Origin of the sequence: Micromonospora fiedleri, assembly GCF_016774385.1 — a bacterium.
GTDB lineage: Bacteria > Actinomycetota > Actinomycetes > Mycobacteriales > Micromonosporaceae > Micromonospora > Micromonospora gifhornensis.
Genome location: NZ_JAETXL010000004.1, coordinates 217,667 through 235,574, shown reverse-complemented (window position 1 = coordinate 235,574; position 17,908 = coordinate 217,667). Strand labels below are relative to the sequence as shown.

Here is a 17,908-nt window from a genome sequence, read left to right as displayed (position 1 = left end):
TCCCGATACGCAGAACGCCGCGCGTGGTGCGCGCGGCGGTCAGCGCTTGCGGTCCTGACGGGACTTGAACCCGCGACCTCCGCCTTGACAGGGCGGCGAGCACTCCAACTGCTCCACAGGACCTTGCTGGTGTTGCCTCCGGCCGAAGCCGGACCGTGCCCCCAACGGGATTCGAACCCGTGCTACCGCCTTGAAAGGGCGGCGTCCTGGGCCGCTAGACGATGAGGGCGGCCCCGCCATCATTGCACATTCGCAACTCTGTGCGGACTTGCTCCCATCCGGCCCCGCCGGAGGCTTGGAAAGCATACGTGATGGCTGACCGGACGACCAAACCGGTATGCCATCAGCCGCAGGCGCTCCTGAAACCGCAGGTCAGGAGGGGGTTAGCGGAGCCGGGTGATGCCGTGGTCGCGCTTGAGGGCGGCGATCACCTTCGGGCAGGCGGCGAGGGTGGCCGCCCGGTTGCCGCCCCCGTCGTGCAGCAGGACCACCGAGCCGGGCCGGGCAGCCCGCTGCACCCGCTTCTGGATCGTGGCGGCGGTCGGCCGGGCCCAGTCCTGCGGGTCGACCGTCCAGTGCAGCGAGCGCATCTCCAACTGCTTGGCCACCTTGACCACTTCGGCGGTCCACCGGCCGCCCGGCTGCCGGTAGTACGGCACCTTCGCGTCCTCAACGGCACGTCGGATCTCCCGGTTCGTCCGGGTCAGGTCGGCGCGGATCTCGGCGACCGGTCGCCGGGCCAGGTTGAGGTCGTGGTTCCAGCTGTGGTTGCAGAGCTGGTGGCCCTCCCGGGCGATCCGGCGGACCAACTCGGGATGCTTGCGGACCTGCGTACCCACCACGCAGAAGGTGGCCTTGACCTTGGCTGCCTTCAGCAGGTCCAGCACCTTCGGTGTCCAGGCCGGGTCCGGACCGTCGTCGAAGGTGAGCGCCACCTTCTTGCCCCCGGTGGTGCGGACCAGGCCGGCCGGCAGCTTGGCCGGTAGCGGCCGCAGCTTGGGCTTCGGCGAGGCGGTTGGGCTCGGTGGGGCGGGCGGGTCCGGCAGGGCGGCCGACGGGGGTGCGTCGGCGGGTGTCGGGTTGGGCTCGGCGGAGCCCGCGCCGCAGCCGGACAGCAGGAGAGTCAGCCCGGTGAGGCAGGCGAGCAGCAGACGAGGACGCATGGGTCGCTCCCGAGAGGGGTTCGGGTTCGCAAACCCCGACGCTAGTTCACCCCTTTTCGGCGGATAGCAGCGGGTAGGGGCAGTCCTCGTGGTGAGCGGGTCAGGACGCGGCGGACCGGTCCAGCGAGTCGCGTACGGCGACGGCGAGCGTGACCGCCTCGGCCAGTCCGCCGGGGTGGACCACCCCGGCGGGCAGACTGTCGGCCGGCCAACCCGGCCCCGCGGCGATGACCAGCAGCGGTCGGCGTGGGGCGCCGAGCAACGCGCTCAGTTGGGCCGGGTCGCCGGTGGCCCGGGTGTGTGACCAGATCACCACGGCGGCTGGTCCGGTCCGGTCGATCGCGTCCAGCAGGGCGGTCACCGGCACCCGCGCACCGAGCATCCGATGGTTGACGCCCACCTCGGCGAGCGCTGCGGCGAGCGCCTCCAGCGGCAGGCTGTGCTGCTCCTCGTCGGCGCAGGAGAGCAGGATGCGGGGTGGCTGCCCGGCGGGAGCGGGACAGCCCGCCACGACCGCCGCGAACGCCGCCGACACGCACCTGGAGATCAGGTGCTCCACCTCGATCAGGGCGGCGGTCGCGGCATGCCGCTCACCGATGCCGACCAGCACCGGGCGGAGCAGCCGGTCCCAGGTGTCGACCACCCCGTCGGTGGCGATCGACCGGGCGATGGTCTCGCTGATCACCTCGGCGTCCATCCGCATCGCGGCCCGGGCCAGGCCGCGAGCCACCGGGCCGGCTCGGCGTACCGGAATGGTCGCGCCACCGCCGGCCCGCGCCGTGGTCGACCGGACCGAGCGGGGGGCGCGGGCGGACACCGGGTCCGGTGCCTGCCGGGCCCAGCGGGCCGCCTCCGCCGGGTTGACTCCCTCGGCGGTGAGCCGCCGCATGATCTCCAACCGAGCCAGGTCGGCCGGGGTGTAGCGCCGGTGGTGGCCGGGGACGTGCTGGCTCGGCCCGAGGCCGTACCGCTGGTGCCAGGTGCGCAGCGTGGTGACCGCGACACCGAGCCGCCGGGCGACCGCCCCGGCGCTCAGCGCCTCATCGGCCACCCGACCGCTCCGACGCGTCGCTGGGGGGTAGCTGGGTCGGGCTCGACGGGTGCAACAGCCGGTCCAGCACCCCGCCGAGCCACGGGGCGTACGAGTCGGGATCCTCGGTCAGTTGGGTGGCCAGGGTCACCGGATCCGCCCAGCGCAGCTCGGCGACCTCCGACGGTTCCGGGTGCAGCGGCGCGTCCGGCCGGAACTCGCCGCGCAGGACGTGGTCGTACTCGACCTCGACGCGCCCGGTGGCCGGGTCCTCGGCCTGGTAGACGTGGACGCCGACCTCGGTCAGCGGCACCGGCCCGACACCCAGTTCCTCCGCTAGCCGACGGTTGGCCGCCTCGGACAGGGGCTCGCCGGGCTGCGGATGGCCGCAGCAGGAGTTGGCCCAGCGCAGCGGGAACCGGGTCTTGATCGCGGCGCGGCGCTGGAGCAGTACCCGACCGTCCGGTGCCACCAACAGCACGGAGAAGGCGCGGTGCAGCCGGCCTGGTGGCTGGTGGGCCGTGGCCACTGTGGTCGAGCCGACGGGCTGACCCGTCTCGTCCACCAGCTCGACCAGATGACTCTCCCGGGACGGGGACATCAGTGCATTCCTCTGTTCAGGCTCGGCTGCGTTGCGCCGCGTGGCGTCACCGGCTCGCTCCGGTGATCCGGCTCGCCGCGAGCTTGCCGGAGATGAGCACCATAGGCACTCCGACGCCGGGCTGCGTACCCGAGCCGACGAACACCACGTTGGACAGCGACCGGTGCAGGTTCGCCGGCCGGAACGGGCCGGTCTGGAACAGGCTGTGCGCGGCGGCGAACGGCGTGCCCGCCGCCATGCCCTGTTCCGCCCAGTCCGCCGGAGTGATCGCCTGGAGCACCTCGACACCCGCGCCGAAGCCGACGTAGCCGCGTTGCTCAAGGGTGAGAATCAGCTCGTCGGTGTAGTGGGCGGTGAGGCCGCCGCGCCAGTCGAACGGTGCGCGGTCGAGGTTGGGCACGGGCGCGAGCACGTAGTAGGTGTGCCGGCCGGCGGGCGCCACCGCCGGGTCCGTCCGGCTCGGGTTGGTGACCAGCAGGGACGGGTCGCTCATCAGTTCGCCGCGGCGGATGACCTCGTCGAAGGTGCCCTTCCAGGCGCGCCCGAAGTGGATGTTGTGGTGGGCGATCTGCCCGTACCCCTGGGTCGAGCCGACGTGCAGCACGACGCAGGACGGCGAGTAGGTCAGCCGGCGCCGGCGGGCCGGTGGGAGCAGGTCCTGGTAGGCCACCGGCAGATCAGGGTTGAGCACCACCGCGTCCGCCGGGACGAACTCGCCGTCCGCGGTCACCACCCCGGTGGCGCGGCCGTTCGCGGTCTCCACCCGGGTCACCGTGGTGCCGTACCGGATGCGTACGCCGTGCTTCTCCGCGGCCCCGGCCAGCGCGCGGGAGACCGCGTGGATGCCGCCGCGCGGGAAGTAGACCCCGGCCACCGAGTCGAGGTACGCGATCACGGCGTAGATGGCCAGCGCGTCGTGCGGCGCCAAGCCGGCGTACATCGCCTGGAAGGAGAAGATCCGCCGGGTACGCGGGTCGCGGAAGAACTGGTCGATCTTGGTCTGCAGTCGGCGGAAGGCGCCGGTGGCCATCAGCTTGAGCAGGTTGCCGGTGAGCAGATCGGTGGGCGCGTCGAAGTTGCGTTCGATGAAGTCGGCCCGCTCCAGCCGCCACAGGTTGCGCGCGAAGTCGACGAACCGCAGGTAGCCGTCGGCCTCCCGGGGGCCGCAGACCCGGGAGATCTCCGCCGCCATCCGGGCGGTGTCGGTGATCACGTCCAGCGTCGACCCGTCCGGGTAGTAGGCCCGGTAAGCCGGATCGAGGGGAACCAGGTCGAGCCAGTCGGACAGCTCCTCGCCGACCGCGCCGAGCGCCTCGGCGATCAGGTCGGGCATGGTGAGCACGGTCGGGCCGGTGTCGAACTCGTAGCCGTCGACGCTGAGCCGTCCGGCCCGCCCACCCGGCACCGGCTCGCGTTCCAGCAGGGTCACCTGCCGTCCGCTGCCGGCCAGGTGCAGGGCACAGGCCAGACCGCCGAGGCCCGCCCCGACGACCACCACCCGGTCCGTACGCCCGGCGACCGTTCGCGCCGTTGACGATCGTGCGCCCATCATGACCTCCGGTCGGTGGCCGCGCTGGCGAGGCCGAACAGTGCGGTGCGGGCGGTCTCGTCGATCCGGACGGTGGCGAGCGCGTCCAGGGCCTCCTGGACCCGTTCGTCGATCATCCGCTCGATCCGGTCGACCGCGCCGGTGTCGAACACGATCTCGGCCAGGCGAGCCACCTCCGGCTCGCCCGGCAGCGAGCCGGTGCCGTCCAACGCCTGCCGCTGGGCCGGCGAGGCCAGCTCGCGGGCCAGCATGAGCAGCGCGGTCGGCTTGCCGGTGCGCAGGTCGTCGCCGGCCGGTTTGCCGGTGGCGGTCGGGTCGCCGTACACGCCGAGCAGGTCGTCGCGGAGCTGGAAGGCTTCGCCGACGGCGAGGCCGTAGCGGGTGTACGCGTCGGTCAGCGGCGTGTCGTCGCGCACGCCGGCCAGGCTCGCCCCGAACAGCAACGGGCGCTGGACGGTGTAGCTGGCGGTCTTGTAGCGGGCGACCCGCAGCGCCCGGTCGACCGACCAGTTCTCCGGGGCGGCCTCGCCGAGGATGTCGAGGTACTGCCCGGCGATCGTCTCCACCCGCATCCGGTCGTAGCCGCGGCGTACGTCGAGCAGGCGGTTCGCCGGCAGCGCGGCCCGGGCCAGCAACTGGTCGGCCCAGACCAGGCAGAGGTCCCCGATCAGCACCGCGACCGCCTCGCCGAACCGGCCGGAGTCGCCGCAGCGCCCTGCGGCGGCATGTTGAGCGGCCACGGCCACATGGGCGGTCGGCCGACCCCGACGGGTCGCCGAGTGGTCCATCACGTCGTCGTGGACCAGAGCGAAGGTGTGCAGCAGTTCCAACGTGGCCAGTGCGGGCAGCACCCGGTGCAGCGGCTCGTCGCCGCTGGCCGCGCCGCGCCAACCCCAATAGCCGAAGGTCGGGCGGACCCGTTTGCCGCCGGCGAGGACGCAGTCGCGGGCCGTGGCGGCGAATCCGCCCATGGCCGGATCGATCGTGGCCAGTGCGTCGACTTCGGCGTCGAGGAATTCGGCGAGGGTCTGCTCGACCGCGGTGACGAGATCCCGTGTGTACGCCGCGAGGACGGCCGGAATCGGTTCATCTCCACCGACCGGCTGTTCAGGCAACACGCGAAGGAGGTTACCCGTTAGTCGGTCGTTGGCCATGCCGCTGAGCGTACCCTAGGGTTCATGTTGCGTCGATTGGTGCGTCGATTCTGAGGAGGGCGAATGGATCTGGACCTCGCCGCCGCTTACGAACGGTGTCGTGACCTGCACAGACAGCACGGACGCACCTACTATCTCGCTACCCGCCTGCTGCCCGCATGGAAACGTCGACACGTCCATGCCCTGTATGGATTCACCCGCTACGCCGACGAGATCGTGGACCGCACCGAGGCGCTGCCGTCGGCCGAACGGGCCGCGCTGCTCGACGACTGGGGCGGACGGTTCGTGGCCGGGCTGCACGGCGAACCGGTCGACGACCCGCTGCTGCCGGCGGTGCTGCACACCATCGCCGTCTTCGACCTCGACCGGGAGGACTTCGCCTCGTTCCTCAAGAGCATGGCGATGGACCTGACCGTCACGTCCTACCGCACCTACGATCACCTGCTGGACTACATGGAGGGGTCGGCGGCGGTCATCGGCACCATGATGCTGCCGATCCTGGGCAGCTCGAACCTGCTGGCCGCCCGGGAGCCCGCCCGCCAACTCGGCTTCGCGTTCCAGCTCACCAACTTCATCCGGGACGTGGCCGAGGACCTCGACCGGGGCCGGACGTACCTGCCGGACGAGGATCTGGCCGAGTTCGGCGTGACCCGCGACGATCTGCTGGCCTGCCGGGCCGCCGGTCGGGCCACCGAGCCGGTCCGGGAGTTGATCCGGTACGAGGTCACCCGCGCTCAGGCGCACTACGCCGCCGCCGCGCCCGGGGTGGTCCTGCTGGACGCCGGCTCACAGTCCTGCATCCGTACCTCGTACCTGCTCTACGGCGGCATCCTCGACGAGGTGGCCGCGCAGGACTACGACGTGTTCGCCAGGCGGGCCACCGTGCCGCAGCGACGCCGGATGACCGTGGCGGCCCGTGCCCTGCTCGCCCCGACCGGCGCTCCGGTAGCCCTACCTGGGCCGTCGATCTTGCACTTGTCGTCCCCGCAAATGCCGCATAGGGGTTGAATGGGCGACCGTAAGTGCAAGATCGTCGAGATGGGGTGTGGGGTGGGTTGGGGAAGGTTGTTCTTGTCGGGCGGTTTGGGGGCGGGTAGGGCGGGAAGTCGGTAGTTGTGCGAGAGCTATTGACGAAGATCGAGCAGAATTCCCGGCTTGACCGGTTCGGTGATCGGTTGCAGCGTGCGGTGCAGGGCACCCTGCGGGGGCAGCGGGTCCGGGATCTGCTGCACGGGGTTTGGCTGGGGCATCCGCTGCACCCCGCGATGGTGCAGGTCACGGTCGGTTCCTGGATGAGTGCGGCGGTACTGGATCTGCTGCCGGGTCAGCGGCGGGCGGCCACCGCGCTGATCGCGGTCGGCACCGCCAGCGCCGTGCCGTCCGCGGTGGCGGGGCTCAACGACTGGGCGGCGCTGGCCCGTGACCAGCGCCGGGTCGGCCTGGTGCACGCCGCGTCGAACAGCGTGGCCCTGGTGTTGTACGGGGGCTCGCTGGCCGCGCGGATGTCGGGTCGCCACGGCCTCGGCCGTACGCTCGGCTTCCTCGGACTCAGTGCGGCGAGTGCGGGGGCGTACATCGGTGGGCATCTGGCGTACAAGCAGGGTGCGCAGGTGAACGTGAGCGTCTCCGACCTGCACCTGATCAGCGAGGGGTGGCATGCGATCGCCGAGATGGACAGCCTGCCCCAGCGGGAACTGGTCACCCGCAAGGTCGACGAGGTGTCGGTGATCCTCTACCGGCACGGTGACGACGTGACCGTGATGCTGGAGCGCTGCCCCCACCAGAGCGGGCCGCTCGGCGAGGGCGAGGTACGCGAGATCGACGGCCACGCCTGCGTGGTCTGCCCCTGGCACGGCAGCACCTTCCGCCTCAACGGTGGCGAGGTGGTGCACGGTCCGTCCTCGAACGACCAGCAGATCCTGCCCACCCGCGTGGTGAACGGCAAGCTCGAGGCACGCCTGCCCTGATACGAGTGAGGGCGACCTGTCAGTCCTTGCGGTGTCGGCCGGTGGGAAGTTCGCGGGGTGCGCTGCTGCGCCGGTGCTGCCAGGTGCTGGCCGAGGTGGTCACGGGTCGTCGCCGCAGACCCAGGACGGCGCCGATCTGTGCGCCGACGATGCTGGCCACGGCCAGTACGGCGGAGATGGCCAGGGGGCGGTTCACCCGGTCGGGATCGCCGGCGCGGGCCGCGCCCACCGTCACCACCGGCGGGTGGTCGTCGGAAACCTTGTCGCGTGGCGCGGTCGGCTGTCGATCCTCGGGCGCGGCGGGAGCGGGTGTCGCCGATCCCGGCTGCGACGTGCTCCCACCCGGCTGACCTGAGGCGCCACCCCGCGTCGCCCCGTCCTGCGTGGCCCCGCCCGGCCCCGTCCCGCCCGGCCCCGATCCACCCGGTCCCGATCCGTCCGGCTTCGTCGGGGTGGGCGTTCCTGCGCCGCTGTCCGGGGCGACCGGTGCGGGCGAGGGTCGTTTCGGTGTCACCAGCCGACCGGTGGCGTGTGCCCGTACGCCCTGGTCCTTGGCTTCGGTCGGGAGCGTGATCAGTTGGCCGGGGCGGATCTGGTCGGGGTTGCGGAGTCCGTTGAGGGCGGCGAGTTTGCGATAGTCGTCGAAGTCGTCCAGGTACCGGTCGGCGACCTTGCCGAGGTAGTCGCCCTTGGCCACCTGGTAGACCGGAGCATCGAGGTCCGCCCGTACCGTCGCCTGCGAACCCATGGTGGTCGAGGGGGCCGGCGACGCGTACGCGACGGTTGCGGTGGGTGCGGTGTACGGCCCGGAGGTGTACGCGGCGGTGGCGGCGGCGGCCGGGCTGGCGACGAGGATCAGCGCGACCGAGCCGACCAGGGCGGCGGCGGCCCGTTGCTGGCGGCCCATCCCGGGCAGCCGGGGTGCCGGTCGGCGCAGCGCCTGTGCGCCCAACTCCACGAGCACCGAGATGGCGAAGGTCGCCCACCCGAACCAGCCGACCAGGGCCAGCGCCCGCAGGAACAACTGGCCGTCGTCGCGGCTGGTGAGGGTGGTGCCGATCTCCGCCAGTGTCGGTACGTGGTCGGGCAGCGGGTTGCCGGCGAAGGCCAGCAGTGCGATCGGCCCGCCGACCAGCAGGCCGAGCAGCACGACGAGCGCACCGAAGCCGGTCAGGATGCGACCGAGCCGTCGTACGGCGGTACCACCCGATGCGGCCATGACGACCTTCCTTCTCTCAGGGGAGCCCGGTCAGCGGCCGCGCGGTCGCCTCACCGGAGACGGTGACGGTGTTGGAGAAGCCGAAGAGGCCGAGCATGGCCCGGCGGTAGGTGACCGAGACGCGTACCCGGATCTGGGTCTCGCCGTCGACCACCGGGAAGCTGACGGTGTGGCCGCTGGCCCCGGCGGCGGCGAGGTAGTCCGCGACGGCGCGACGGGCCTGCGGTCGGTTGATCTGTTTGGGTCCGCCCTCGATGGCGGTGGCCAGGTCGATGGCCTGCCCGCCCGCCCGTGCCGCCTCGGCGGCCAGGTTCTCGGCCCGCTGGAGGGTACGCAGTTGCCCTGCGCCGTCGAACGCCATGCCGATGATGGCGAGCACCCCGACGAGGGCGATGGCGAGGAAGATGCTCACCCGCCCGGCGTCGCCCCGGCCGGCGGTCATCCTCGACTCCGGTAGCGGTCCAGCGGCGAGGTGAAGGAGGCGGTGATCCGGCTGCCCGCCGGCATGTTCTTCAGCACGGGAAGCCTGATGTCCTGGTAGGACACCGTGCAGGCGAGTTCCACGGTGACCGAGGCGTCCTGCCCGACGCGGCTGCGGAACGCCGCGTTGAAGGTGGTGGAGCGGCCGCCGACCGTACCTCGGAAGGTGATCTGTGGGGCGCCGGTGCAGGCCACGCCGCGCCAGTCGAGCTGCTGCCGGGCCGCCTCCCGGGCCTCCTGGCGGGCGGTGGTGGCGTCCCGGGAGATCGAGGCCGCGCGGGCGGCGTCGTGGGCGGCGGCCTCCAGCGCCTCATTGGCCACCGCGGTACGACCGGCGACCCCGGCCAGCACCATCAGCGCCACGAAGGCCGGTGCCAGCACCGCCACCTCGATCGACACCGAGCCCCGGCTCATGGTGCGGTCCATCGTTCCACCGTTCCGTGTGCGGTCTGCCGCACCGAGAAGTTGACGCCCGGCACGACCGACAGGGCGCGACCGGTCACCGTGCAGGTCACATCGGTGTTCGCGGTGACACAGTCGGGCCCCGGCTTCTCCCAGTCGACCAGCCAGTCGCCCGCCTGCTTGAGGAACTTCGTCGCCCGCTCGGCGCCGGCGTTCGGGGCGGCCTCGTACAGCCGTTGGGCGTTGACGCCGCTCTGTGCGGCGTTGAGCGCGGTCGAGCGGGCCACGAATACCGCGGCGACCTGGATCGAGGCGAAGAGCATCAGCAGGATCGCCGGCAGCGTCACGGCCAACTCGACCGGGTTGCCGCCCCGTTCACCGTCGCCGGGTAGCCGGTGGTGCCGGTGCGTCACGGCCCACCGGCACCACCTCTCGAACCGGAAACGGCGCATCGTCAGTTGGCCGGTGGGCCGGGGATGGCGTCCATCCAGTTCTCGGCGGCGAGAAGGGCGGCGGCGGTAACCGCGAGGGCCACCGTCACCAGACCAAAGATGATCACGGCGGTGGGCACCGGGCTGTCACCACGATCACCGGCCAGTTCGGCCAGCCGCGCGCGTAGCGCGGCCTGCAGGTAGGTGAGGACGGACATCGAACTGCTCCTTTGCTGACGGGGGTTGGCCTAGAGGCGGGCCAGGAACGGGTAGATGGCGAAGCCGAGCAGGACGAAGACCAGCAGCGCGCCGGGGATGTCGAGCCGACTGGTCACCCCCTCGGCGCGGGCCAGGTTGTCGGTACGGATCTGGTCGCGTAGCGAGTCGGCGCGGCTGCGCAGCGTCTCGTGCACCTGGGCGCCCTCGCTGCCGGAGGACTGCATGATCGCGCCGACATCGCCCAGCTCGGGGATGCCGATCCGATCGGCGAGGTCACGCAACTCGTCCCACGGGGAGTGCATCTGCATCTGGGCCATCCGCAGCGCCTCGGAGATCCGCTCGAAGACCCAGCCCTCGCAGATCGCCGCCGCCCGCTCCAGCGACTGCACCGGCCCGTGCGCGGCGGAGAGCTGCAACGCCACCAGGTCCAGGTAGGTGCAGACCGCCTGGCGGAACTCCTCCCGGGCGGCTTCGGCGCGGGTCACCACCGCCCGATGCGCCACCAGGGCACAGAGCGCCGCCAGACCGAGGCTGCCCAGCACCGGTACGACGAGCGGCAGCGAGATGCCGACGGCGAACAGCGTGAAGCTGAGCAGGGCCGGCGCGGCGAGGCCGATCAGCGCCGAGAGCAGCAGGGAGAGCGTGTACTGCTCGGGGGTGCGGTCGAGCAGAGCGAGCTGTCGGTGTGGTGGGCGCAGCCAGCGGGCCAGACCGGTGAGCCACTCCAGCTGACGGTCGGCGGGACTGGGCCGGGCGACTCCGGCCGGCGGATGCAGTCGGCGCAACGCCGGGCCGAGCGCGGGGGTGGCCGGCACCAGTTCGCGTACCACCAGGAAGACGCCCAGCCCGACCGCTGCCCCGGCGACCACGGCGATGAAGAGATGCAGGTTCACGCCACCACCTCGTCGGGATCGGGGGCGGGCAGGAAGCGGGCCGGTCGCGGCGGTTGGCTCATCGAGCGCACCCAGGCCAGCAGGCCGACGAAGGCGGCACCGAGCAGCGCCATCACCAGCTGACCGAACGGCGTGCCGTACGGCTGCACGTACTCGGCGTTGAACAGCCCGTACGCGATGGTGGCCAGGGTCATCCCGGTGAGGAACCGGACCGCGAACCGGGGCTGGGTGCGTTTGGCCTCGATCTCCCGCCGGGTGGTGACCTCGGCCGCCGCCGCCGAGGCGATCGAGCCGAGCACGTCGCCGAGCCGCTCACCCCGGTCGGTCAGGTGCAGGATGAGCGCCGCCACCACCTGGTCGCAGACCGGGTCGCCGATCTCGTCGGCGAAGGCCAGCAGGGCGGAGCGGGCCAGCCAACCGGCCTGGAGTCGGGCGGCGAGCAGCCGTACCTCGTCCTGGATCTCCTCGGGTGCGGTGCCGACGGTGCCGATGATCGCCTGCTGGAGTCCCTGCCCGGTGGCGGAGACGTCCTTGAGTCGGCGGGTCCACTCGCCGACGGCCTCGATCCGGGCGATGGCCCGCTGTTCGGCCCGGCCGACCGAGAACAGCCACGGGGTGCCCGGTACCGCGACCGCGACCAGCAGGCCGACCACCGGCAGCCCGGTCAGCAGGAAGGCCAACGCGCCCGCGACCACCGCGCCGATCAGCAGCGCCTGGTGGGCCTGCTGTTCGCGGACGGTGGTGCCGGAGCCGCGCCACAGCCGGCTGACCCCGGGGCCGGCGCCCGGTGCCGGGCCGGGCGGGCGGCGGGTGCCGACCAGTGCGACGACCGTCAACACCAGTCCGGCCACGCAGGCCGCCCCGGAGACCACGGCGAGAAGTTCGATGTTGTCGAGCACCACTCACCGCCGACCGAGTCGGGTCTGCTTGGGGCGGCGCCAGGCACCCTGCCCGGCCTCGATCCAGCGACTCAACAGCCGGGCGTCGTAGCCCACCCGCAGTAACTGGTCCCGCACCCGTTCGGGCAGGTGTCGGGGCACCGCCCGGCCGTCCGGGCCGGGCGCGAACACCTTGGTGGTGGTGATCCGGTTGCTGTCACCGACACCGATCACCTCCTCGACGTGCGAGACGAACCGGTGCTTGCGCCCGCCGATGCCGGTCTCGTCCTCGACGGTGACGTAGACGATCAGGTCCAGGGCGTTGCCGGCCATCCGGCGGGCCTGGTCGACGGTCATCTCCCGGCCGTGGGCCAGCGCCAACTCGATGATCCGCTCGCTGACCCCGCCCGGGGTACGGGCGTGGATCGTGCACATCGAACCCCGGCTGGTGGTCATCGCCTGGAGCATCGGCACGATCTCCCGGGACCGCACCTCACCGACGATGATCCGCAGTACGCCCATCCGCAGCGACACCGGGATCAGGTCGGCGATGCTGACCTCACCGGCCGGTCGACCGTCGGGCCCGCGCTCACCGTGGCCTTCGCGGGCCTCGAAGCTCATCACCGCCCGGTGCCGGTCGGTCCGGCGGGCCGGCAGCAACTCCCGGCTCTCCTCCAGCAGCACGTACGGCTCGTCGGGCGGGATCTCGCTCATCAGCGCCCGGATGACTGTGGTCTTACCGGCCCCCGCCAGCCCGGCGACCATGATGTTCAGCCCGGCACGCATCGACGCGCGGAGGAAGTCGCGCAGCAGCGGGTCGATCATCTCGTCCAGGTCGCCACGGGTGCCGGCGAGGTCGTCGAGGGTCACGTCGAGGGTGTTGTGCTTACGGATCACCGCGTACGGGCGGTGGCTGACCAGGAACACCGCCGCCAACCGGCTGCCGTCGGGCAGTTGCAGATCCAGGGTCGGCTTCGAGGTGGACAGCGAGCGTTCGGTGGCGCCGGCCCGGCGGGCCGCCGCCTGGAGGATCTCCACCAACTCGTCGTCGCTGTCGGCGATCGGCTCGACCCAGTCGACGCCACCGCCGTGCCGGGTGATCCGCACCTGGTCGCAGCCGAGGATGTGGACCTCCTCGATGGTGTCGTCGACGAGCAGGGTCTGCAGTCGACCGAGGCCGGCCAGTTCGGCGGTGACCTGGTCGAGCAGCAGCCGTTCCTCACCGGCGGCCATCGGGGTGCCGGCCCGGCGCACCGAATCGGCGTACTCGGCGACGAGGAGCACCGCGAGCCGGGCCCGCTCGGTGTCCTCCTCGTCGACGCTGAACTCCCGACCCCGCTGCCACCGGGTGAGTTGCTCGCTCAACTGGCGGCGCAGTTCCCGTACCACCTGGAAGTCCACCCGTGGCCGGGGTGGCGGTTCGGCTGTCGCCGGCGCGGCCGACACCGGCACCGGCATGGAGGCGTAGTGCCGACCGTTGGCCACGGGCAGCGGCGGCGCGGTGGAGGTGGCGCCGGGCGGCTGCCGCCGGGGATCCGAGGAGACCGGCTCAAAGCGCATCGGGCACCCCCTGCGAGACCGGCCAGGCCAGGCGGGCTCGTCGCCGGTCCAGCAGGGCGCCGACCGGCACCTCCAGTTCGCGGGCCGCGCGCAGCAACGGCCGTCCGGCGCGCACCGTGCCGCCCAGGCTCAACACCCCGGCGGTACGCGGATCGTGCGGCAGCCGGGCGATCACCGGCAGCTGAAGGGCTTTGCTGATCTCGCCCTTGCCGTGGCCGTCGCCGACCAGCAGCAGCCGCAGCGTGCCGGGCTCCACCCGATGCTCGGCGAAGTCCCGTTCGAGCGTCTTGAGCATGGCGCGGGTGCCGGACAGGTCGGGCAGCTGCGCCCGGGTCACCACCAGCACCACCGACGCGGCCCGCAGCAGCGGCCACGGCGTGCCGACCACGTGCAGCCGTCCACAGTCGACGATCACGTCGTACGGCGGGTCGCCGCCTTCCAGCCCGGTGAAGAAGTCCGCGAACCGCTGCCACAGCGGGATGACACTGCCGGCCTGGGCCGGGTCGACGACACCGGGCAGCAGCAGGCGTTCCCGGCGCGGCGCGTCCAGGTCGACCAGCTGCGACCAGAACGCGCTGTCCAGGTTGCCGTCGCGCAGTTCCCCGACGGCCAGTTCCCCGAGGCCGCGTGGGCCGTCCAGCGCGCCGCCCAGGTAGCCGGCGAGGATCGAGCCGCCGGCCGGATCGCATTCGGCGAGGACCACCCGGCGGTGCCAGCTCAGCGCGCAGGCCAGCGCGGTGGTGGTCACCCCCGGCGAGCCCTTGGCCGAGACCAGCGCGATGATCGCCATCAGGCCGCCTTGGTGAGCACGACCGCGATCCGGTCCTGCGCGGCCATCGCCACCACTGCCGGCACGTCCCGTACGGCCAGGGCCAGGTAGACCACCACCTCGTCGCGGCCGTCCGTGCTGACCGCGTCGGTGACGGTCGCGGTGAACCGGGTCACTCCGGAGGACGAGCTGCTGCTGTCGTCGCGGGGGGTGCTGACCAGCAGAACCTGGTCGCCCGGGCGAAGCTTGGGTGCCGGCACCTGGGCCGTACGCAGTCCCAGGGCGATCTGCTGCTGCCCCGGGCCGAGCAGGGGTTCGTCGGTGAGCTGCGACATGGTCAGCAACGTGCCGGGGGCGAGCGAGACGGCGGCGCGCATGCCGACCACGTCGGCGAGCCGTCCGGCCGGCACCGGGTCGAGGCCCTGCCCGCCGGCCACCTGCACCGAGACCAGGTCACTGGCGCTGACCACGCTGCCCACCTCGACCGTCCGGGCGACCGCCAGGTAACTGCCGGTCGCCCGCACCGAGGTGACCGCGAACGCCGAGCCCAACCCACCGAGGGCGATCAGCAGTACGGCCAGCCCGAGCAGTCCGGGGCGGACCCGGCGTTGCCGGACCACCTTGGGTGGGGCGACCGGCGCGTCCACCGGAGAGGGTCCGTTACGGGTCGCCACGCTCATCGGGTCACCACCTGAAGCTCGTCGATCTGGATTCGCACCGGGCCGGTGGTGCGGGTGACGCCACCGATGCTCCCGGTCACGCCGCTGCTGCTGGTCCAGGTGACACTCCAGTGCGTCGTCGCCTGCACCAGGTACGTGTCGGCCGTGCTGTAGCCGTTGTGGTACCCGCAGTCGGGGGAGCGCTTCCCGGCGTGTTGACCCTGCCGGTCGTACGGCGTACCGGGACCGTCGCAGGTGACCCGGTCGCCGTTGCCCATGTCCCAGACGATCCGGTCGACCTCGGCCCGGATGGTGACGGTCAGGCCCCGTTCGGAGGCGGAGGCGCTCTGCGGGCCGAAGTAGGTGGGGCCCCGGCTGGCCCACATCCAGACCGGCAGCCCGACCAGACCGGGGCCGATGTCCTTGCGGGGTGCGACCGCCGCTCGGGGTGCCAGCAGGGTGATCGAGGCGAACGCCCGGCGGGCCAGTTCCTCCGGATCCGGCGGAGCACCGAAGCCCGGCGGTGGCTCCTCCAGCAGTCTGTTCTGCACGCTGCCCAGGGAGACCGCGTCACAGGTGACCGTGTACCACCGCCACCCCGGAGGTGCCTCCTCCTGTGGCTGCGCGAGTTGGTAGTAGCAGCCGTCCTGGCTGTTGAACCAGCCCATGCCCTCGCGGTAGCAGGGGACGGTCTGCCCCCGCCACTGGCAGACGCCGCTGCCGCCCCCGCCACCACCGTTGTCGCCACCGTTGTCACCGCCGTTGCCCCCACCACCGGGGGTGCCCGGGGCGTCGTCCCAGACGTTGCAGTTGGGCTGGGCCGGTGGGCACTCGGCACCGGGGTCGGCGGCACCGGCCGGTACCGCCGGACCGGTGACCAGCAGCAGCGCCAGCGCGGTGCCGAGCAGCAGCCGGCGGACGGCCGTCGGGTGGCGGCGCAGCAGGCGCGGATCGGCCGAGGCCCGGTCGAGGTGGTTCGCCGCCCGGGTCAGCACGGCTGGTCCCGGTGGGCCGAGCCACCGCTGATCAGCCAGCGACCGTCGGGGTAGCGGGTGGCGATGGCGGTGGCGAGGTGCCGCGTACCGCGGGTGCCCGGCACCACCTTCTTGTCGGCGACGTAGACCAGCCGGTAGCCGGTGGCGTCGAGGCAGTCCTGTATCTCCACGGTGGGTGGCTTGCCGTCCAGGTCGACGGAGATCACCGTGGGGTCGGAGCGCAGCGTGCCGGTGCTGACCGCGCCGTTGGCGCGGGCCTTTATCAAGCCCACCCGGACCCGGGTGAGCAGCGGGTCGGCGAGGAACCGGGTCAGCTCCGGGTGCTGCGGGTCGCTGTGCCGGCTCGCCGACCGGGAAGCGGTCAGATATCCGGCGTACGCCTTCAGGGCCGCCTCCTCGGCGGCCTTCTCCTCGGCGACCCGTTCGTTGCCGACCGGCCGGCTCCGGTCCGTCGAGGTGGTGCCGGCTGTCGTCGGCGGGTTGCCGCAGGCGGTGGTCGTGCCGACCGTGGCCACCGCGACCAGACCGGCCGTCCAGCGACTCAGCTGCCGTGCTCGCACCCTCGTGCCCTCCTCGGTACCGACCCGGCGACCGGCGTCGCCGCCGTTTTCGGGCGTGCGGCAGCGCGACCGGATGGTCCTTTGCGGGCCGGTCCAATACGCAGTCGCATTTGCCCTAACGGATCTTCTACAAATGCACTGTCCTGGGTGGTTATGGCCGTCGGACGTGGGTTGCGTCACATCCAAGGGGCGAGCATAAGCTGACGCCGGCCGATGCAACAGAGGCAATTCATGTGACTACTCTGAGTCATGAACGGTGGTGGTGCTCGATGGTTACCGGAGGGTTGCCGAGGCCTGCCGAGGTCGTGTCGACGCCGGATCGGTGCGGTCCGCGCCCCGATGGGATCGCCCGTCGGGCGGGTGGCGCCGAGGCGGGTGCCGGTGGGGTGGGAAATGGCTTGTTGCCCGATCCGTCCCCCGGTTTCGCCGCTCAAGGAGTTCGCCAATTGCGTTCCATGGGAATTCCATCTATGCGCGCCGCGTATTTCGGCCGAGTCTCCGCCGACCACCAGGGTTCCGTTTCGCAACGATCGGATCACCAGCGGATCCGAGCAGGCAGATTACGTACCGTATTCACCTTGCCGGGGAGGTCGGCGTGAGCCGGCCGGCCGCCACCGAGTCGGCACGGCCCGACGACCTCCCACCCCCCGCCCGCCGCCGGCTGCCGATGGCCGTGCTGGCGCTCACCCCGCTGCTGCGGTACGCCGTCGCCCGGCACGCCGTGCCGGCGGGGACCGACCACCGCAGCGGATGCGACGCCTGCGGCACCCCGATCGGCCTCGACCGGCCCTGGCCGGCGCTCGGCCCGACCGCCCGCTGCGGCACCTGCCGAGCTCGGATCGGCGCGCCGCCGTTCACCGTCGAACTGGTCACCGTCGCCGCCCTCGCCATGCTGCTGCTGGCCGGTCCGCCCGCAGGCGAACTGCTCGCCGCGGCCTGGTGGCTGATCTTCGCGGTGCCGCTGATCTTCGTCGACCTCGCCGTGCACCGGCTGCCCGACCGGCTCACCCTGCCGGCCGCCGCCGGCACCTGGCTGCTGCTCGGACTGACCGCCCTCGTCGACGCCGGGCCGGCACCCTGGCTGCGCGCCACCGCCGCCGCGCTCGGCCTGGCCGGCTTCTTCGCCGCCACCACGCTGCTGTTCGGCGCCCGAGGCTTCGGCATCGGCGACGCCAAACTCGCCCTGGGAGCGGGTGCGCTGCTCGGCTGGTACGGCTGGGCGACCCCGGTGCTGGGGCTGCTGCTCGCGGTGATGCTGTCGGGTCTGGTGGCCGTCGGACTGCTGGTCACCCGGCGGGCCCGCTGGTCGTCCCACCTGCCGTTCGGGCCGTACCTGGTGCTCGGCACCCTGGGGGCGCTGCTGCTGGTGTGGTGAGCGG

The 17,908-nt window shown here is 72.3% G+C and carries 20 protein-coding genes and 2 tRNA genes; 3 read left to right on the top strand and 19 right to left on the bottom strand.

What is annotated here, in order from left to right; all coding sequences use genetic code 11:
• Positions 1-49 precede the first annotated feature (49 nt).
• The 7 genes from JMF97_RS12045 to JMF97_RS12015 form a co-directional block, all read right to left on the bottom strand.
• Positions 50-123, bottom strand: a tRNA-Asp gene (locus JMF97_RS12045).
• A gap of 33 nt (positions 124-156) precedes the next feature.
• Positions 157-229, bottom strand: a tRNA-Glu gene (locus JMF97_RS12040).
• 154 nt (positions 230-383) lie between these two features.
• Complete coding sequence (locus tag JMF97_RS12035) at positions 384-1,163, bottom strand: polysaccharide deacetylase family protein (RefSeq protein ID WP_013730889.1); 780 nt, start codon at positions 1,161-1,163, stop codon at positions 384-386.
• Positions 1,164-1,263: 100 nt separating this feature from the next.
• The gene (locus tag JMF97_RS12030; protein ID WP_203221662.1) at positions 1,264-2,214 is read right to left on the bottom strand and encodes a MerR family transcriptional regulator; all 951 of its coding nucleotides are present in this window, start codon (positions 2,212-2,214) and stop codon (positions 1,264-1,266) included.
• Complete coding sequence (gene idi, locus JMF97_RS12025) at positions 2,204-2,794, bottom strand: isopentenyl-diphosphate Delta-isomerase (protein WP_203221661.1); 591 nt, start codon at positions 2,792-2,794, stop codon at positions 2,204-2,206. The genes JMF97_RS12030 and idi overlap by 11 nt, the downstream gene beginning before the upstream one ends.
• A gap of 46 nt (positions 2,795-2,840) precedes the next feature.
• Positions 2,841-4,343 carry a phytoene desaturase family protein gene (crtI, locus tag JMF97_RS12020; RefSeq protein WP_203221660.1) on the bottom strand — a complete coding sequence of 501 codons (1,503 nt, stop codon included), beginning with the start codon at positions 4,341-4,343 and terminating at the stop codon, positions 2,841-2,843.
• Positions 4,343-5,497, bottom strand: coding sequence for a polyprenyl synthetase family protein (locus JMF97_RS12015; protein WP_203221659.1), 1,155 nt, complete (start codon positions 5,495-5,497; stop codon positions 4,343-4,345). Before JMF97_RS12015 ends, crtI begins: the two co-directional genes overlap by 1 nt.
• A gap of 63 nt (positions 5,498-5,560) precedes the next feature.
• Here JMF97_RS12015 and JMF97_RS12010 point away from each other — a divergent pair, with 63 nt between their 5' ends.
• Together JMF97_RS12010 and JMF97_RS12005 are read left to right on the top strand one after the other, a co-directional pair.
• A complete protein-coding gene (locus JMF97_RS12010) occupies positions 5,561-6,505 on the top strand; it encodes a phytoene/squalene synthase family protein (protein ID WP_203221658.1) in 945 nt (314 codons plus the stop codon).
• 107 nt (positions 6,506-6,612) lie between these two features.
• Positions 6,613-7,464 carry a Rieske (2Fe-2S) protein gene (locus JMF97_RS12005; RefSeq protein WP_203221657.1) on the top strand — a complete coding sequence of 284 codons (852 nt, stop codon included), beginning with the start codon at positions 6,613-6,615 and terminating at the stop codon, positions 7,462-7,464.
• A 19-nt stretch (positions 7,465-7,483) separates the two neighbouring features.
• Here the strand turns inward: JMF97_RS12005 and JMF97_RS12000 are convergent, their stop codons facing one another.
• The 12 genes from JMF97_RS12000 to JMF97_RS11945 are packed head-to-tail and all read right to left on the bottom strand — an operon-like array spanning position 7,484 to position 16,529.
• Positions 7,484-8,683: a LysM peptidoglycan-binding domain-containing protein gene (locus tag JMF97_RS12000; protein ID WP_203221656.1), complete on the bottom strand. Its 1,200-nt coding sequence runs from the start codon at positions 8,681-8,683 to the stop codon at positions 7,484-7,486.
• A 16-nt stretch (positions 8,684-8,699) separates the two neighbouring features.
• Positions 8,700-9,125: a pilus assembly protein TadG-related protein gene (locus tag JMF97_RS11995; protein WP_203221655.1), complete on the bottom strand. Its 426-nt coding sequence runs from the start codon at positions 9,123-9,125 to the stop codon at positions 8,700-8,702.
• Complete coding sequence (locus JMF97_RS11990; RefSeq protein ID WP_203221654.1) at positions 9,122-9,589, bottom strand: TadE/TadG family type IV pilus assembly protein; 468 nt, start codon at positions 9,587-9,589, stop codon at positions 9,122-9,124. The genes JMF97_RS11995 and JMF97_RS11990 overlap by 4 nt, the downstream gene beginning before the upstream one ends.
• Complete coding sequence (locus JMF97_RS11985; RefSeq protein ID WP_238359241.1) at positions 9,574-10,017, bottom strand: TadE/TadG family type IV pilus assembly protein; 444 nt, start codon at positions 10,015-10,017, stop codon at positions 9,574-9,576. Before JMF97_RS11985 ends, JMF97_RS11990 begins: the two co-directional genes overlap by 16 nt.
• 2 nt (positions 10,018-10,019) lie before the next feature.
• Entirely contained in the window at positions 10,020-10,214 is a 195-nt protein-coding gene (locus JMF97_RS11980; RefSeq protein WP_203221652.1) for a hypothetical protein, read from the bottom strand.
• 30 nt (positions 10,215-10,244) lie between these two features.
• A complete protein-coding gene (locus tag JMF97_RS11975; RefSeq protein WP_203221651.1) occupies positions 10,245-11,108 on the bottom strand; it encodes a type II secretion system F family protein in 864 nt (287 codons plus the stop codon).
• Positions 11,105-12,010 carry a type II secretion system F family protein gene (locus JMF97_RS11970; RefSeq protein ID WP_438803751.1) on the bottom strand — a complete coding sequence of 302 codons (906 nt, stop codon included), beginning with the start codon at positions 12,008-12,010 and terminating at the stop codon, positions 11,105-11,107. Before JMF97_RS11970 ends, JMF97_RS11975 begins: the two co-directional genes overlap by 4 nt.
• A complete protein-coding gene (locus JMF97_RS11965) occupies positions 12,011-13,546 on the bottom strand; it encodes a TadA family conjugal transfer-associated ATPase (RefSeq protein WP_203221649.1) in 1,536 nt (511 codons plus the stop codon). It abuts the gene before it with no gap.
• Positions 13,536-14,336, bottom strand: a complete 801-nt coding sequence (locus JMF97_RS11960; RefSeq protein WP_203221648.1) for a CpaE/TadZ family protein — start codon at positions 14,334-14,336, stop codon at positions 13,536-13,538. Before JMF97_RS11960 ends, JMF97_RS11965 begins: the two co-directional genes overlap by 11 nt.
• A complete protein-coding gene (locus tag JMF97_RS11955; RefSeq protein ID WP_203221647.1) occupies positions 14,336-14,995 on the bottom strand; it encodes an SAF domain-containing protein in 660 nt (219 codons plus the stop codon). Before JMF97_RS11955 ends, JMF97_RS11960 begins: the two co-directional genes overlap by 1 nt.
• Entirely contained in the window at positions 14,992-15,969 is a 978-nt protein-coding gene (locus JMF97_RS11950; protein ID WP_203221646.1) for a hypothetical protein, read from the bottom strand. Before JMF97_RS11950 ends, JMF97_RS11955 begins: the two co-directional genes overlap by 4 nt.
• The gene (locus JMF97_RS11945) at positions 15,963-16,529 is read right to left on the bottom strand and encodes a hypothetical protein (RefSeq protein WP_203221645.1); all 567 of its coding nucleotides are present in this window, start codon (positions 16,527-16,529) and stop codon (positions 15,963-15,965) included. Before JMF97_RS11945 ends, JMF97_RS11950 begins: the two co-directional genes overlap by 7 nt.
• A gap of 667 nt (positions 16,530-17,196) precedes the next feature.
• Here JMF97_RS11945 and JMF97_RS11940 point away from each other — a divergent pair.
• The gene (locus JMF97_RS11940) at positions 17,197-17,904 is read left to right on the top strand and encodes a prepilin peptidase (protein ID WP_203221971.1); all 708 of its coding nucleotides are present in this window, start codon (positions 17,197-17,199) and stop codon (positions 17,902-17,904) included.
• The last annotated feature ends 4 nt before the right edge of the window (positions 17,905-17,908 follow it).

Bases quoted from the DNA above. Each gene is read 5' to 3' on its own strand.
- idi (WP_203221661.1), bottom strand. From the start codon at position 2,794: ATGTCCCCGTCCCGGGAGAGTCATCTGGTCGAGCTGGTGGACGAGACG.
- JMF97_RS11955 (WP_203221647.1), bottom strand. From the start codon at position 14,995: ATGAGCGTGGCGACCCGTAACGGACCCTCTCCGGTGGACGCGCCGGTC.
- JMF97_RS12015 (WP_203221659.1), bottom strand. From the start codon at position 5,497: ATGGCCAACGACCGACTAACGGGTAACCTCCTTCGCGTGTTGCCTGAA.
- JMF97_RS12000 (WP_203221656.1), bottom strand. From the start codon at position 8,683: ATGGCCGCATCGGGTGGTACCGCCGTACGACGGCTCGGTCGCATCCTG.
- crtI (WP_203221660.1), bottom strand. From the start codon at position 4,343: ATGGGCGCACGATCGTCAACGGCGCGAACGGTCGCCGGGCGTACGGAC.
- JMF97_RS11990 (WP_203221654.1), bottom strand. From the start codon at position 9,589: ATGGACCGCACCATGAGCCGGGGCTCGGTGTCGATCGAGGTGGCGGTG.
- JMF97_RS11985 (WP_238359241.1), bottom strand. From the start codon at position 10,017: ATGCGCCGTTTCCGGTTCGAGAGGTGGTGCCGGTGGGCCGTGACGCAC.
- JMF97_RS12010 (WP_203221658.1), top strand. From the start codon at position 5,561: ATGGATCTGGACCTCGCCGCCGCTTACGAACGGTGTCGTGACCTGCAC.
- JMF97_RS11965 (WP_203221649.1), bottom strand. From the start codon at position 13,546: ATGCGCTTTGAGCCGGTCTCCTCGGATCCCCGGCGGCAGCCGCCCGGC.
- JMF97_RS11980 (WP_203221652.1), bottom strand. From the start codon at position 10,214: ATGTCCGTCCTCACCTACCTGCAGGCCGCGCTACGCGCGCGGCTGGCC.
- JMF97_RS11995 (WP_203221655.1), bottom strand. From the start codon at position 9,125: ATGACCGCCGGCCGGGGCGACGCCGGGCGGGTGAGCATCTTCCTCGCC.
- JMF97_RS12035 (WP_013730889.1), bottom strand. From the start codon at position 1,163: ATGCGTCCTCGTCTGCTGCTCGCCTGCCTCACCGGGCTGACTCTCCTG.
- JMF97_RS11940 (WP_203221971.1), top strand. From the start codon at position 17,197: ATGGCCGTGCTGGCGCTCACCCCGCTGCTGCGGTACGCCGTCGCCCGG.
- JMF97_RS11960 (WP_203221648.1), bottom strand. From the start codon at position 14,336: ATGGCGATCATCGCGCTGGTCTCGGCCAAGGGCTCGCCGGGGGTGACC.